Here is a 16432-nt window from a genome sequence, read left to right as displayed (position 1 = left end):
ATTTGTAAAAGCTTGTTTTTTGATCGGAAATTTCTGATTTTTCAAGATTTTTTTACAGCTCAAAAAAACCAAACCCTTAAGTGTTAGGGTTTGGTTTTGGCTCTAATTCTAAAGTTAGTCCTGGTTTGACTTGTTCGCGAACCATCCAGACTTTTGATTGCGACTGAGTTTACCTAGTAGCTTAATCGCTCTTTCTAAAGTGATGCGTTGATCTGCAATATCACGATAAATTTGATTTGCGCGCTTTTTGCGTTTTACGGCAGCGCCAGCATCTAAAAATGATTCGATTAGTTGATTAAAGTATTTAACAGGTAATGATTGCTGTTGTTCCTGTTGTTGACTAGATTCATCTTCTTCTAGCTTTTCTAATAGGCTTGATATTTCTGCTTGGCAAAACTCATTTTGCGCAAGATGAGTTTTCTTTAAAACGGCTAACTGTTGTTTCATGTAGTCTATATCTATGAAATTGAAAGCAACAATCATGTTTAGCGTGGTAAGTGCTGTACGAAACTCTTTTGCTGAGCAGCGTTCATCAAATAAATGGCGTATGATTTGATGTATTTTCTGCCATTGTTGCCACGCATACACGTAGTTTAAACCCGCACCTTTAATGTTTTGCATGCCTACAATAACTTGATGTGTATTTGGCAGACCTAATTCGGCGATTGAAGTCGTTAGTTCATCAGCAGATAAATTACTGTTTTCATGCACTGTTAGTTTAGATTTAGTTATAGCTAATAAGCGCTCTTTTATTTCATTCGCATTACCAGCCATATTTTCTTGCAAAGTAGCCAATGCGTTTCGTTGAAACAGGTGACGGAAATTACACAAAATAACACTTATTTGTGAGTCTGAAATATCACCCAAAATTTCTTTTACACACGCTTTATTTAGTGTCCCTTCACTCAACGACATTAATTTATCAGCATTAGCGTGCCCAAAAGCATGTGCAAAACGAGCCTGGACTTGCTCTGTTGTGAGCAAGTTAAGTTGCACCTTCAGGCTTTCGAGATCTTCAATATCATTGTTTTCAATAAGCTTATCAATTCGTTCTGTTAGGGCATGAATAAAATAACTATAAAAGCCATCAACGTTGCTGCCTATCACTACAATTCGGTCAAAACGTAAATCATGGCTCAAAATATTCGCGAATACCTTCGAACGTGCAACACGGTCATTACGATTATTAATCAATGCAATGACTTGTGTTTTGGGGCAATCATTAAGCCTATAAAGGTCAAGTCTTCGCCAATTTTCGAGCGTTGCTAAACGTTCATTAGCAGACATACTATTTACAAAAGACTGCTCTAAATTGTTTATAGGGGCGCGAGGAAAGTGTTGTAATACGCCGATGTCAGGAATAATTCGCGCAGAGGTCTCTTTAAAAACATAGTCTTTACTGAGGCCAATGTGTTTGGCCATTTTGCATACTAAAGCAATATTTGCTGGATGCTCTTGGTATGGATAAAGCGCCCGAATATCATCAGTAATTTGTAAACCATCAGCCCAGTGTACTTGAATTAGGTTAGAATTTTTCTGTTTTGCATTAGTATCAAGTAGCGGCGCCATATTCTGTTCGCTAGTGAATACTAAACTTTTTTCCCCAATGAAATGGCTTGTTTCATTGGCAACATCAATACCTGTTGGCCCTAATATATCTTCATGATCTGGGTATGCATTGGTGATAGTTGAAAAGTTGTCTTGCATCCAATTGCGTAAAATTCTCACATAGCGTGGGGTTAAGCCCATGCATTCCCATAGAAAAACATCAGCTTGTACATTTTTTGCAAAATGTAAAACATCACTTTGCTCCCAAATACTGGCTTTATCAAAAGGTCTAAACAGGGGAATTTCGAATTGTTCACCACTTGCTCTGGCATAGATCATAGTTGCCTCGCAACCCGTCGTTTTACTAACGACTTTTAATGTGAGGCTACTAAATAACGCTGCTTTTAAACGCTCAGTTCCTGATTTTCCTCGTGTACCCCAACCCCCAATTGAAACAGGAATTTGAGCTCTATCAGACTTTATTTGGCGGCTTATCTTCACATGTCTTGCCCAAAAGTAGGCAATAAAGCTAAGCACAAAGAATATAAGCTGGCCTATGCTATTTTGGTAAATCGAATACGCATACTCTTTAAAGCTAGACCAAATATTAAACAGAAAAGGTGTAATTGCGAGCTTGTTGTATAAATGACTGATACTTGCTTCAACGGGGAAGGTGACATCTAGCACGCTGCCATATTGCTGAAATTCCAGCTTAAATCCTTTCTTTTGTAGTATTTCTAAAAAGTGTCTTTGCTCAACTTCAGAGCCATTACGCAACTCGTTTAATTTTTCAAAGTTAAACGATATCCAGCTATAACAGTAAAGTCGTTTAAAAAGGCGCTTTGGAGGCGTGACTATTAGAATACCATCGGGGGTGTAAGTTTTTGCCGACGTTTTTATGTGGTCTTGAGAAAGGCTACTTAATAGAAAGTCGAGTAATGGTAAGTGTTCACGAGCGCTAAATTGTTGTTCATCAAAGCGTGGTTCGCCAGGAACTTCCGTTTGACTAATTTCAGCCACTGTACTGCTAGGCACATGCATAAATGCACTCGGTTTTCTTGCTTGTAAGTGATTGTAGCTTTGGCGTTTATCAGTACTGGGTGTTTTGAATTCATGCCATAGTCGCCAAAAACGAAAGCCACGCTTGTAGCCATGCTGCACTTGCCATGATTTGTTATGCGCATTGACATTGTAGGCTTCGAAATTTTGTGCCTGATTGCTTAATAGCCGACCAAGAACTTGTTCATCCCAATCGGCTAAATTTAGATTATTTTGGGCGCTTAAGTCGACTTCCAACTGAGCCACTTGCTGCTGGTGCATAAAGCTGACAAGTTGTTCCCGTACTCGGCTGATAATTCGACGAATAGCGAGGCTCGGTTCATTTTCTAGGCGCTGATTTAAAAATTCCACAAACGATTTAAATAGGCTATTCGTTTGCTGCTCTGTCTGACAATCCACTTGCAGATTAAACATGATGCGAGGGCTTAATTCGAGTAACAAGCGCTTTTCAGCAAAGCTAACTGTTGCTTTTAATTGTTGCTGCCAAATTTGCAATCCTTGTCGGTGTTCACTAAACCGTGGATCGGCTAATTGTTTAATGAGGGTTAATCGTACAGCTTGCTGTGTTTCATATTGTAAACCCTCTAAGACAAGCTGTTGTGAGCATGACCAAGGTAACACTGCACATTGCTCGTAGACACTTTGTCTTACTCTTGGATATGGATGTTTTGCAAGTAAAAATAATAGTTTAACGTTAACCTCACTGAGGTTAAGTTGTTTGCTTATAATGCTAGCAAAGGCACTGAGTAAAAATAATTGCCTGCGGTCAATTTGCGCGCTGTCAGGTAGCTCCAAATCGATATGAGAGCGCATAAAGTAGCGTGTGAATGTTGGCCTTAAATTAATTAAGATTTCTAAAATATCGACCTTTGCTGCATGCGGTGTGGTAGGCTTTTCAAGAGAATGCAGCAGGTTTTCAACTAAATCTGCATTAAAGTCAGGATCATCCACATATTCACTGAGTAGTTGCACTTGATTAGCCAAAGCGCGAAAAATTGAATTGCGAATTGCTTCATTGTCCGTTTTTTCTAATAACGATAGGAAGAAGCTTTCTAAATTCAGGTTCAGCCATGACTGTGCAATTTCGTCAGCATGAATGCGCAAATATCGATTTGCTAAATCGCCGAGTTTCCCGATTAAAAATTTCAGTGATTGTTCAAGTTCGGAGGTTTTATCTTGGTAGCGATTAATCATTGCACCTTCGTCAAACCAGCGCTGAAAAGCCTCTTGATCTTTTTTGAGCTGTATACGGTCTGCACCTAAAATATATGCGTAATCAAGAATGTGAAACTCACGCTCGGCCTTTAACTCGGCATGGCTTAAGCGCTCTACAAAACGGCGATGATCGGTATCAAGTTTAAGCAGCTGATTCTGTAAAGTGTCAATTTTGTGTGTCAAAAAGGCAATTGCTTGCAGCAAAAGCCAATCATCTTCATCGTCGTCATCAGGTTGGTTTTGTATCAGCTCCCATTGGCTTAATTCATCAACCAGCTCACGATATTTTTGACGGTATAAATCTAACCAAAAACTGGCAATATCCGCAAAAAGCAATGTTTCTAGACGTTGTTTAAGTTGTTTACTGCTCATAATCACTGTGCTCTAGCAAATGGTTAAGTTGAAGTGCAGGGAAAATAATTTCATCATGAGCAAAAGGTGCAAAGCCGGTGTGCTGGTTATTACCCGATGAAAACTCGACACTAATATTATGATTGTTCCAGACCCAGTCTTGCTGCCAACTAAGTTTCAGCCAGCCATTTGTGAAACTGCCTAAATTAACTTGTTTTTGCCATGCAAAGCGAGTGATGTATTGCCACGTCGCAGTGGCTCTATGATCGTCAGCAAAGCGATAGTAGCTATCTAGGCCAACTTGAAAAATGTGGCCATGATAATATTGATTCCAACTTGAGTTGAATTTTAAGTAATCGAGACTTAACCAATCATCATTAGAGCCAGAAGAGACGCCAAAATTAAGGTAGTTATCAACCCAAGGTTGATAACGGTACTGGTAATAACTCAACCAGCCAGATGCATGATTTTCACGGTAGAAGTTGAAAATGCTCGAGTTGAGTTGCTCATCTGCTAGGTAATCATCTAAATCTGCGCTGCTATAGCGAATATAAGGGGTTACTTGCCATTGGTGACGGTGCACGGTATCGCGCTGCCAGGACTGACCAATACTGATACTTGCATCTAATGCATACTGAAGATCAAAGCTGTCATGACTAGGTTGCCAACGTGAGTTGATTTGTGTGTCGATATACCATGGGCTGTTTTCATCTTGCCAAGAGTGGTATCCATTTATGGCAAAAATATCAGCTTGGGTATCGCTCAGTGAGTAATAGCCTTCTAATTGATACCAGTGGTTATCATCATTGACTCGTAAGCGGGCACCTATATCTATTTCTTCACGGGCAGGAATATCTTCGGCACTTTGGAAAATTGTTTGCTGATCGTAGCGAATAAATCCCTGCCAATTTAATTCATCACTATGCAAGTTTACCTGCTCATTGATGATAGATGGCTGCTCTGGGGCTTGATAAGTGATCAGTTCAGGCAGCAAGGTTTTTGCTTGTGAATAAGGCGAAATTTTATTGCTTTGCTCACTCAGCTGCCAGCTATATAGGCGTACGTACTGCAACTTATCAGCAGTAACTTCAACCTTACCCGCAGGGTGGAAGAACCGCCTTTCTGTGCGCTTAAATTCATTCATTTCTTCTAACTTAATGAGTCTGTCAGCAGGTAACTTGGCCATTAAAGGCGTATCAGGTGTCACAGTGTAAAAGAGTAACGTTGTTGGCAGTGCTAAGTGTTGCCAGCGACCTGCAATATATTGCTCAGCTTCGATTGTTAGATGCTGCGATAGATAGGGGTTCAACCACCTGAGCGAAATGATATTGTTATCCAATTCACGTTTGTTAAATGTGAAAGGAATGCTTTGCTGTTCAGTGACTGACCAAATCTTTTGAACACTTGCTAATTGCAATGACAGGTTAGCAACATTTGCACGCGCCAACTCAGCAGTAGAGAAGTTAAATTTAAAACGGATCTGTTGCCCTTCAGTTTGTGCTAAATCAATGTTTAATGTGTGGAATGGGCGCAGTAGAATGCCTTCATTGGAACCTGCCTGTGTATTAAGCAGTGTAAAACGATCGGCAAAACTGCTTTGCGCAGTACTTTGCATATCAAATAATCGCGTACCAGCAAAGTCGAGCAAACTATCTAATGGCTGCCATTGACCATAACTTTCTATTCTGTTTTGTAAAAAGGTTGACTTAGCATCCGCATCTAAGGTTTCTAAGCGCTGTAGAAGTTGTGTGTATTGGTTATTGGTAAGGCGTTTTTTACTGAGTAAATAAAGCCCATTTAGTAGCAGGTCTGCTTGTGTTGCGTCAGCCGAGTAAATGAGCGACATAATATCGTTTGATGTAGATTTATTTGCTGCATCAGATACATAATCGAACTGGCTAAATAAAGACTCAGGAATGAAACTGATATCAAGATAACTCGTATGGTCAGCTGTTATTGTAAGCGCTTCTCCAGCTTGAAGGCGTACTACCAGAGTGGCTGCCACTGACGCTGCTTGTTGGTTTTTAACAAACAAGGTAGTCGCCGGTATATCGCTAAAAATTGGCATAAGTTTATGCTGATATTGGCTCTGTGCCATAAGCCAAGCCGTTTGATACTCACCGTTTTGCTTGGCTGCTGTGCGTGCCTTAATAACTAAATTAATAGGCGTTTGGGCAGTAAAAAACCACGGCATTGCTTCTGTGATGACGGTATTTTGTAATTTACCTTGGCTGTTAATGAAGGTTTCTTGCGAGCCCGCTTTTAGCTGATACCGAGCTTCATCAATAAAGGGGTGTGCACTTAAAGTCTGATAGTTTAGGGCTTTAAAGCTTTCAGAGACTTTAGTTGGCACAGTTGATGAGTAAGCAAGCCACGCAGCCAAACGATGCTTTTGCTGTTTCACAGCTAAATTAATCAAGATAGGCTGGCACTCTTTTATGGTTGTTAAGTTACCTGCACACAGTGCAAATAGTTTAATATCTTGACGTTCTGTTTGATAACTATCAATCAAGGCTCTTGCTGCAAATTGCTTCAGCTCTAATTGCTGTGTACTTTTGTATAACCCTTCTAAATAACTATTTGCTAAATGAAATTGCTGTTGTTCACGTAAAATTGCCACTCGAAGTTGCCAAGCCTGTTCTGCAATTGCTGTATCAGCATTTTGTGTCAGAGGCTTTAAAAATGCTAAGGCATCGAGTGGTGCGCTCGATGCTAAGTCTTTGGCTGTGAGTAATGATTGTTCTGCATTAAAGGCCGTGACGTTTTTACGTGCTGGCGCATAGGGCTCGATGGCCGCTAAATAATCGGCATGTTGTTTGTGTAGGTCATCTGCAATCAATTTTGATATCGCTGGGCGTAGATTCTTAGTACTGACTGCTTGTTGATATATCACTTCATCACTAGGCAGATCGGTCAGTGTTCTTGCATAGAGCGCAAATTCAATTTGATTCGACTGACTACTTAAGCTTTGAATAGTCAAAGACTGGCTGTTAAGCGGCACTGAAATTATTAATGATTGAAAGTCTTCTGTTGCTTTTAGGTTTACTAACCAGCTATTTTCACCTGAAGACAGCTTTAACTGGCTATCTTTAGTGCTTTTAGCAATTAAGGTTAGCCAAGGTGTTGCACGTTTTTTGCTTGATAAATCAAATAGCTGTGCTGACTGATTTAAAGTGGAAATGAGGCGAAGCTGTTGATTTATACGTGGATAAAACTGATCGTCAACTAAGCGTTGTTCAACGAGTTCTGAAACCATACGACTTTTAGTCTCCACTGCGCTAAAAGTGCGGTAACTACCCCAAAGTTGAGATTGCCCAGTCATCATTGATAGCAAGTTATTGTGACGTTTAGTGGCAAGAGGGTTATTTGCTGTAAATACATCATCACTAAATACGTGTAATGAGTGGTCGTTATAAACCGCTGAAATGGCATCATTTGCGACTTGGTACCAATAAGGTAGCAAGTGTTTTTCTTGTTCTTTTTCAGCAACATTATCATCATAAATCGCACGATGACTTTGCTCTAGTTTGATAAAAGCATCGGTTTTACTTTTTATCGTTAAGTATTGCCCCGCAGCAATTGCTAGGTACTCAGTATTTTCAAGGCCTAGCGACTGTTCTTTATATTCTAAGGCTTGACTATTAATGGTATTTATTTTGGCGACCAATTGTTTATCGACATACGCATAAACAACACCTTTTTCATCAGGTTGTTGCATATTTTGACGAACAGATAATTTAAGTTTTTTCGCCGCAGAGAAAAACAAGGTAACTTCGTCATCTTTGTTTAGTTGATAATAACGCTCACTACCTCGGCGATTTTTAGTTACAACGGAGGGCTTAGCAAGCGATAAAGCACGTCTAAAGCTATCTACATTTTGTGGTATATGACCAACCATGGCTGTGAATGTAGTATCTTCATCCAGATGATTTTGGATGGCGACAATTCGGTTATGGCCCATAGCTGGCAGCTGGCAACGTTTCGTATCGCAAAGTAAGTCACGATGCACTTGCAGTCGTTGTTGTATGTATTGTGTATTCCCCGCACTAATAATAAATTTATTAAGGTGATCAGGGGCAATGTCTAGCCAATGCCCTTTAGGAAGCCAAAGGTAGTGATGCTGTTTGGCATTAAAGCGCATATCTTGGCTGGTGGTAAAGGGTGCGAGCTTAGGCGAAGTTTGCAGCCAGATTGCAGGCTCAAGAACACCTCTATTTATATCAACAGCGTATGTAGGCTGCATTGAAAGCAGCAGTAAAATGATAGCAATTATGAAATAAGGCATTGGTTAAACAACTTTAATAGCTGGTTATTAGAAACTAATCGCTCACGCAACTGGCGACTTAACTCGATATGAAAAAATTGGCTGTTCTTTGGGGCCAGTGATGCAAGAATATTTGTCGTACCTCCGAGTTCTTTAACATCCAGGCCGTAAACCATCGCAGTGATCTTTAGCTGCTCGTTTAGACAGGCAGTTATTGCAATCGTCCGTGTACTAGGTATTACATGACCATTACTGATAATGGCATCTGCCTTTTTACCCTCAGGCGTTTTTCTGTTTTCTTTAGCAAAACCATGTAGTTGATAAATAGAGAATGATTCAACATGTTCAGCGTAGGCAAGAATAAAGGCATTACTCGCGCTTTGTTTATACTTTCCAAAGTCAATAAGTTCTCCATGTTCATCACGGGTGTTACGGTGTTTTGTGTTGCTTAAAAAAACTTGGCAGTGATTAAATAGTGCCTTTGCAATAGTATGAGTATGTTTGTCATAGAAGCGATGAGGTGCATAAGCAATACATTGTTCACCTTGCTGTCTATAATGAATTTCGCCGCCCGAATTTAAAGATTCATTAGCAACTAGTGCACCTTGTTTGGTAGTGAAGTGCGCAAGAGGATATTGCTGATCAGCAAGCCATAACTTTAAGTTCAAGGTTAGTTCATTCAAACTAGGTGTTGCGTGGCATGCGGATACAAACAACCACACTGCAATCAGCATCATTTTAGTTTTCATGGTTCCACCACCTTACCTTTTGCTCTTGCAGAGGGTATTCCTCAAGTACAGAAATCCACACTGTGTCAGTTGCTTGTAGTGTTAGTGAATGTAATTCAGCAATGTCATTAGTGATTGTTTGAGTAATACTCGGATAACTTGTTAATTGGCTATTTTTTGGGTGAATTAAAAATGCATCGAGTAATGCAGATTGGTGCAGCATAAAACGTTGCTTGGCGATGCTGTATTCACTGGTGAGCCCTGACTTGTAGTCAGCATTATGTGTGAGCGATAACTCAACCGGTTCGCTGCTATTTGCACGAAAGACTTTAAATACGACGCTCATAGGGCGCTGTTGTGCTGTAAACTCAAGTGTCAAAGGCGCACTTTTATCAAGCTGGTAAATACGTTGCTTAATCCAAGGGCGTTCTCCATACCAGTTTTGATAGATCGTTTTCGCCTGTGATTGCAATTGCTGCAATGTCTCCACCGATAACTCAGACACTGTGACTTCTTTACTGCTGTTGTTAGATAAGCGATAAACTAAGTTGTTGTCCTCAGAATCGTTATAAGGAGAGTAGTTATTTTTTTTGTATAAACCATAGTTAAAGACTTGTGGTGGCAACTTGGGCATAAAGTAGCGATCAGGGCTTAATACTAAAGCGACATTTGACAGAGGCAGTTTGTCAAATAGCTCTTTAGATTGATAAAAAGTTGTCACTAACTCCGGCTCTTTTGGCGGAGTAAAAGTACGAATATTAGTAAAGTGTGCTAACTGCGTTAACTCATAATGATTTGCAGCTCGTTGCTCATACCAAGCGGCAATATCGTAAAAGCCATTTATCGGTTCAGGTAAATATTGATGAGAAATTGCTCGTTGATAATTAAAATCAGCAAATCGAGATTTTAATCGAACGTAGACATCTTTCTCGGCACTAATTTTCAGGTGATGCGCATTATCAGGGGTACGTAAATAGTAGCTGTTGAGCATACCAACACGCTGCCTTTGTGTATTATCGGTGATCACGCGATCAAAATCGGATACGTCGCCTTTTAAAGTGACACTATAGTGCTCAATCGCCTGGTTATGTTCATCATAAATGATTACGCTGAGCTGATTCGTTTGTAAGGCACGAACATCAATATTGAGATTGCTACTTGGCTCTATATCAAAATTTACACTGGCAAATTCATTCACCAAATAGCTGCCTGCATAACTTGTTAAAATTGCGGCGCCTGATGCGGTTCGCCAACTAGTTAGTAATGGCTCTTCACTGCAAATAGTGACTAGCCCAGCATCAATCAGTTCTGTTTTATAATTATTGTTGTTATCAGTTACCGCGAAACTAATCGGTGTTGGCGCTTTAAATTGATGCTTATCGTGCCAAGTTAGCGATGGTAAATACTGATTTGAATTGACTGTGAAATTAAGGCTATCAGTGACATCTAGGCTAATGCTGGCGCATAGACCAAGTTCCGTGTAATAGGCACCTAAGTCGTGCTGCTGCATACTAAAGTCATAGGTCGTGACATTGTATGGCAGGGTTTCATACAAAATGTCAGATTTAAAGTCGATCCCAGGGATCCCTTGAGGTGCAATTTTTTGCCACCAAAATGCCATTGCATTACTAATTTCGGCGTTGGTAAGTGTGTTTTCGCCCATAGTAAGATAATCAGTGGCGCGTCTTCTTCTTTCTAAAGGGCGTTTAAGCCAGCTATTGAGAGGATCGATACTTTGTTCAGGCGTTTTGGCATGGACACGAACAACCACACCTTGTAGTGATTTTTCTTCTGGGATTAATGTTAAATCTAAAGTTTTTGCATTGGGGTAATGAGTAATTGGCAGATAAAAAGATTGTCCAGAAGCAACATTAAGCGATTGCTTATTCTCAATAATTTGTTTGATCTGTTGCTCTTCACTATTGTTAACTAGCTTTGAAGCGTGATGGTAAATTTTATCTAAAATCACATTACCTTTATCGTCATAAAGAACGTATTTAATTGCGTAATTTACCGGTAATTCAAGAAACACGGATTGGTCAAACACGGCATTCGATAGAATTCGTAATGAATGAGTACGCTGGTTAGAAAATGTAAAACGCAGTGGTTTTTCGCTGCTTAACCACTGTACATTAGAACGTGTTTCCGTATTGCTACGCGCATCCACGGGTTCCGCTGAGTCTAACCACACTAAAAAGCTACGCCCTGCAAACAGCACCGTGAAAAGTAATAACAAAATAAGCATTAGGGCGAATAAACGTTTAATTAAATACACGTTGACCTCCTCCCATTAGCTGATTAAATGCATGAACATCAATTAGTTGATTATTCGTCGGGTTGTAGATGGCAAGAATGCTATTGTTTTGCTTTATCATTAGCGCGAATTTATCAAGGTGTTCCAGTTTGATGGTTTGTAAACTACACGCGGTTATTTGGTGACAAAGATCTCGCAATGATGTGAGGCGTTGATTAGCGACATAGTTATTTACAAGTGTTTGTAGCTGTTGGTTTTTATTATGATCCAATGGTTGCCAGTTATAAGGCGATAAAGTAGCAAGGTTGATTACCTTGACCTTAGAGTTACTAGATATGGCTAATAAACGCTGCAACACGCTACTTTGATCCATCGAAAACTGTTGTTTAAAATCAGAAGCAAGCCACAAGGTTGCCAGCTCACTGTTAGCATTAAATTGCTGATAGCCAGATTGCGGTGAACTGCCAATTTCAAGGCCTCGTGTGGCTTGTTGTCCCATGACTGTTTGATAATTGACACCTAAAGCGATGAGCTCATTATCAAGCTGCTTCATTAAAGGAATCGCAGTATCACTTATTTGTGTTGTTGAGAATGCAATTGCATTTGGGCGTATCCATGAAGGTGCACTATGACTGCGAATTTGAATATTCAAACTAGGCTGATTTTGAGTAAAACGTAAGAAGCTTTGGTGAATGATATTGAATAAAGAGTCAACATTATCTGCAGCTAACACATTTGCTTGTGGATGAGCATAAGGGTGAGCACCTGCGACGAGTAAGTTTGCAGCATTCGCTCTGGCAAATAACTCACTAGCAAAGCTTAACGTATTACTTTCAAACAAAGGTCTAGGGACACTTAAGGTAATTGCTTCGTGCTCGGTTAAATTAAACAAGAAAATCCCTTGGCCTTGTTGTAATGCTACAGGAGTATCTAGCGGGCTCAATAGTAAATAACGTCCACTGTTGTTTTTCACAAGCCTCAATTGATAGCTTAAAAGCTGAGCGGTGCCATTAATTTGTTTTAGCTGATTTAGCATATCTTCATTCAGCGCATCTTTTCCGATGCGATCAATCAGCTTATAAAGTGGTGTTAAGACCTCGAACTCCCAAAGCGCTACCTGACTTTTAGAAAGTGGTTGATAGTCAAAACTGCCTTTTTTGCTTATATGGGCAGAAAATTCATCTACTATTTGATTGATTTCTTCATTTAATTCATTGAGTTGTAGGTTGCTGTAATGGAAATTCTCACGGTAAATACTGGCCAAAATGTTGGTGTAATTATCGCCATCTAGAAACATTTCAAACATTGAGCCAGAAAAATTTGAAGAAGGCAGACTGCTACTGGTTGCCGTACCAAAGAAGGTTGTTTCACTACCTACAAAGTCGTGTAGCTCGCGCTGACTAACGGAATGAGGTAATCGGTTGTAAATCCAATATTGACTGCTTGCTTGTGTGGCAGCATCTGAAAACAACGCTGAGGTATGGCGGTTAGCCTCTCTAATTTGTAGTATTTCCGTACCTTCTAATGCAGAAATAAAAGCCTGATAAAATGGGCTTTGTTGGTTTTCTTTTGCTAAGGTTTTTAGTGGTGTTTTACTTGTGCCGAATACCAAGGCCTTACTTTGCAGTTGTTCGAAAATAAGACCAGCAGAGTCACTGGCTAAACTTTCAGTAATGGGAAATGGCACGGTGACCAATAAAGGGGTTTTAGGATGTTTGTTTAAAACAAACAGTCCTCGCTGCCTATCTTCAATTGTATCAATCAGATAAATATAGTTTTCGTCACTTTGTAGTAAAAAGCCTATGCTTGTAAATAGAGGCGTGAGATCAGCAATACCTTGCTGCTCAATGATGGCCTGATCAAGTTTATACACAGCATATTTAAACTCAGAAACCGTTTGATTCGCTTTATAGCTACTGACGCTTACTTTATTACTTCGGCTTGTATATAGGTAACTTTTGTATTGGCTAACTTGCTGATTTAGCGTAATGACATGCATCTGTTCAGTTTCTGGTTTAAGACTCGGCGCAGAGAGCATCGAGGGTAGAAGCATAACGATAAAACCAACAATAATTGCAAGTAACCCACCCACGATAGAGGTTTGCAATGTTGCTCTGACAACAAGACCTAACGCATTCTTTTGATAGATCTTTAATGCCAGTAACGTTGCTAACATATAGCCAAACGCAAAGGTATCAGTCACTTTTATGGTAGGAAAATACCAAACCACAATGTAGTTAAGGATTAGTTTATAAATAAAGCCGATAGTGAAGAACAGCATTAATAATCTGGCACCTTCAATATTGGCGTGTTTAAGTCTGGTAAAGTGAATAAGCGAGCCACCGATTGCTAAAATTATGGCGGTTTCAGCAAATGAAGTCAGTAATTTACTAGGTTGGGTTAATTGCAGTGCCAACAGAGCTGGCAACATGATTCCGTTAAACTCCCAGCCATATTTAATATTTGCGCGAGAGGCTAGAAAAGCAGTAATGACAAGAATGATATAGGCTTTTGGGGCTGCAATGATGGACGCAGCGACTGCTTCGTACATAATACCCAAATTAGCAATACTAAAGTTTGTAAAAGGCATGAGTACAAAACGTACGAGAATAAATGTAATAAGTAACTGAATAAAGGTTACTTTTAAGCCATATTTAAAGCCTCCGTTCCACATTACATTTGCTGTTAAGGCGATAATGATAAGACCAAGCGAATAGAGCTGTGAAGCATAATCAAAGGTGATATCCCAGCGACTCAACTGATTAGCAATCACTGGCCAGAATAAGGTGTCCATACACACACGGACTAGAATACTTAACAATATGATGGCAAAAAAACGGTCACGACCAAACATTTGGCTGTAGCCAAATTTTTCCATCATATAGTGTGCACTGAATCGCATTAAGGCATAGACAACGATAGCTTCAATGATAATAACTGCTGCAGAGGTCGGGCTAATGATAAGCAAAGGGACTATATAACCTGGTACAACAAGACCCGTTAATGGAAAACCGAAGCGCAAGTTAAGCAAGCATACTACTGCGGTACCTACCCAAACTGTTGTGATAACAGATTGACCAAGGCCACTACCGGCAGGGAAGAGTGCTAACACAAAGTCCATTAAACTTGTCCCTCATTGCGAGCTACATGGTTTTCGATAAACTCGAATAATATACCTGACACTTGGAAAGGCTCACCGGAAGCTGCTTGTGAACCATCAGTATGAAGGGCTTTAATATTCAAGGTGTAACTTTGTTCTCCCAACTTTGCGGGTAAGGCTACTTCTGCTTTGTTCAGAGTGATATAACGTAATTTGCCCTTAGCAATTTCAGCGTCTAAGTCGCAGCTTTTGCAAAGTAAATCCAGTGCAGTCATTTCAAAAATGGCGAGTTGGTGCTGTTTGGCAAATTGCTCAAGGGATGCGTTTGTTTGAATCACTTGACCAAACAAATTAAATAGCACGGTTGCAGAGCGGGTGTGATTAAAGACCATTTCTAAGGTTGTTAGCTTTTGCTCCATTTCATTAATAGATTGTTTAACCTGCTCACTAATCGGCTCATGAAGCTTTAAGGTTAGCAACTGATTTAATAGGCTATTGTTACTCGCTTGAGTCGTTTTAAATATATGATAATGGAAAAGCAATTCAGCAACTTGCGCAGCGAATTTATTGACGTTTTTTTCAAACGCTTGCTGGTTGAAGTATTGGTTGGGGATAACAGATAATGCCCAAAAGCCACGGACGTCACCGGCATAAACCAAGGGCGCCATAAATTCGATTTCACCTTCTTTAATATGTGTAAAGAAGGGGCGGGTAATTTGTACAACCCCTAATGATTTTAGAGCTTTGCTGTAAGGTGTGCGCTTGTAATCACGGCGCATTTCTTGAATATCATCTAAATTACAATTAATTGCACGAATTTCAACAACACGATGATCATCTTCTTTTCGAGCAAGGAAAATTGATTTTTCTAAGTCTAATTGTTGGCTAATTAATTGAATGATTGGGTCCCATGGCGAAGCTTGCTCAATAAAGCTTTGTGGGATAAAACGACCCATCATTTTTTGTTGAATATTGTTTACAACGGTGTTCAGTTCATTATCTTCAGACATCTTTCTAACAATAATCACCCAAAATAAGGTGATAAAGGTCAGTACAATATATTGCCCGATAGGGATGAAAAGTTGGTTCATCTCAATGAATACATAACCTATTAAGCACCATAGCAGCACGCTGTTTAAGGCAATAATAAAAGAGTAAATAAGCGACAGCTTTTGAAAGCTAAAAAGCAGTACAAGAACAAGCGCAAGCTCAACGAAAATAGTCAGTAAGCTATTTAACTGTTTTACAGTCGTTTGTTTATCAATACTGTCAGCGAGGTAGGCTATCAGTAATAAAGGATCATTTAGGCCGTCGAGTTTTGGGGCATGAATGAAAACATTAAAAGCGGCCGTTTTTTGGCCAACGATAATGATTTTATTTTCAAGCTGCTCACTCATTACGTCTACATCGAGCACCCGTTCAGCACTAAACTTTGGTAGCGCAGTGACAGCTAAATCAAAGTCGATAAGTTGTACGTGTTCTGCATCGTAATTAAATATCTGCTGCCAAATACTTTTGCATTCAAGCTCATTTGATTGCGGAATGCGCATTTGATAAGTAGCCCAATTATCAATTTTTGGTACGCAAAATTCGTTCCCTGCGTAAGGGTAATAAACATTTTTTTGTTGTACTGCAACTAAAGGTTCATCAGCAAGCACTACAATCGCTCGCGGTTTATATTCAACTAATTTTTCAACGAGTTGCTGGTGATTTTCAGTTAAACTTGCGCTGCTGATCAGGACTACATTGGTTTGCTGAGTGTGACTTAGTGACTCTAAATTTTGATAGAAAAAAGCATTGCTAGCCTGAAAAAGGTTGAACACATTGCTTAACAAGACCACACAAAATAAGCTTAAGGTAAGCCAAAAAGCGCGCACGTTTTTTAAACGCAACAATTGTTGAACAGCAGACAC

At 39.7% G+C, this 16432-nt stretch carries 6 protein-coding genes; all 6 read right to left on the bottom strand.

What is annotated here, in order from left to right:
- Positions 1–114: 114 nt before the first annotated feature.
- The 6 genes from CWC28_RS13100 to CWC28_RS13075 are packed head-to-tail and all read right to left on the bottom strand — an operon-like array spanning position 115 to position 16432.
- Positions 115–4194 carry a poly-gamma-glutamate synthase PgsB gene (locus CWC28_RS13100; protein ID WP_105174655.1) on the bottom strand — a complete coding sequence of 1360 codons (4080 nt, stop codon included), beginning with the start codon at positions 4192–4194 and terminating at the stop codon, positions 115–117.
- A complete protein-coding gene (locus tag CWC28_RS13095; RefSeq protein ID WP_138625250.1) occupies positions 4184–8416 on the bottom strand; it encodes a hypothetical protein in 4233 nt (1410 codons plus the stop codon). Before CWC28_RS13095 ends, CWC28_RS13100 begins: the two co-directional genes overlap by 11 nt.
- Positions 8417–8442: 26 nt before the next feature.
- Entirely contained in the window at positions 8443–9186 is a 744-nt protein-coding gene (locus CWC28_RS13090; protein WP_105174652.1) for a hypothetical protein, read from the bottom strand.
- Positions 9176–11440 (bottom strand): hypothetical protein, encoded by a 2265-nt coding sequence (locus CWC28_RS13085; protein ID WP_138625249.1) that lies wholly within the window; start codon positions 11438–11440, stop codon positions 9176–9178. Before CWC28_RS13085 ends, CWC28_RS13090 begins: the two co-directional genes overlap by 11 nt.
- Positions 11427–14540, bottom strand: a complete 3114-nt coding sequence (locus CWC28_RS13080) for a poly-gamma-glutamate biosynthesis protein PgsC/CapC (protein ID WP_138625248.1) — start codon at positions 14538–14540, stop codon at positions 11427–11429. The genes CWC28_RS13085 and CWC28_RS13080 overlap by 14 nt, the downstream gene beginning before the upstream one ends.
- On the bottom strand, positions 14540–16432 hold the full coding sequence (locus tag CWC28_RS13075) for a hypothetical protein (RefSeq protein ID WP_063700216.1): 1893 nt from the start codon (positions 16430–16432) through the stop codon (positions 14540–14542). The genes CWC28_RS13080 and CWC28_RS13075 overlap by 1 nt, the downstream gene beginning before the upstream one ends.

Source organism: Pseudoalteromonas sp. S4492 (assembly GCF_005886115.1).
Classification (GTDB): domain Bacteria; phylum Pseudomonadota; class Gammaproteobacteria; order Enterobacterales; family Alteromonadaceae; genus Pseudoalteromonas; species Pseudoalteromonas gelatinilytica.
The sequence above is the reverse complement of the archived record's forward strand: the minus strand, read 5'-3'. Positions and strand labels throughout refer to the sequence as shown.

Excerpts from the sequence above, each read along its gene's own strand:
- CWC28_RS13100 (WP_105174655.1), bottom strand. The coding sequence starts at position 4,194 with ATGAGCAGTAAACAACTTAAACAACGTCTAGAAACATTGCTTTTTGCG.
- CWC28_RS13095 (WP_138625250.1), bottom strand. The coding sequence starts at position 8,416 with ATGCAGCCTACATACGCTGTTGATATAAATAGAGGTGTTCTTGAGCCT.
- CWC28_RS13090 (WP_105174652.1), bottom strand. The coding sequence starts at position 9,186 with ATGAAAACTAAAATGATGCTGATTGCAGTGTGGTTGTTTGTATCCGCA.
- CWC28_RS13080 (WP_138625248.1), bottom strand. The coding sequence starts at position 14,540 with ATGGACTTTGTGTTAGCACTCTTCCCTGCCGGTAGTGGCCTTGGTCAA.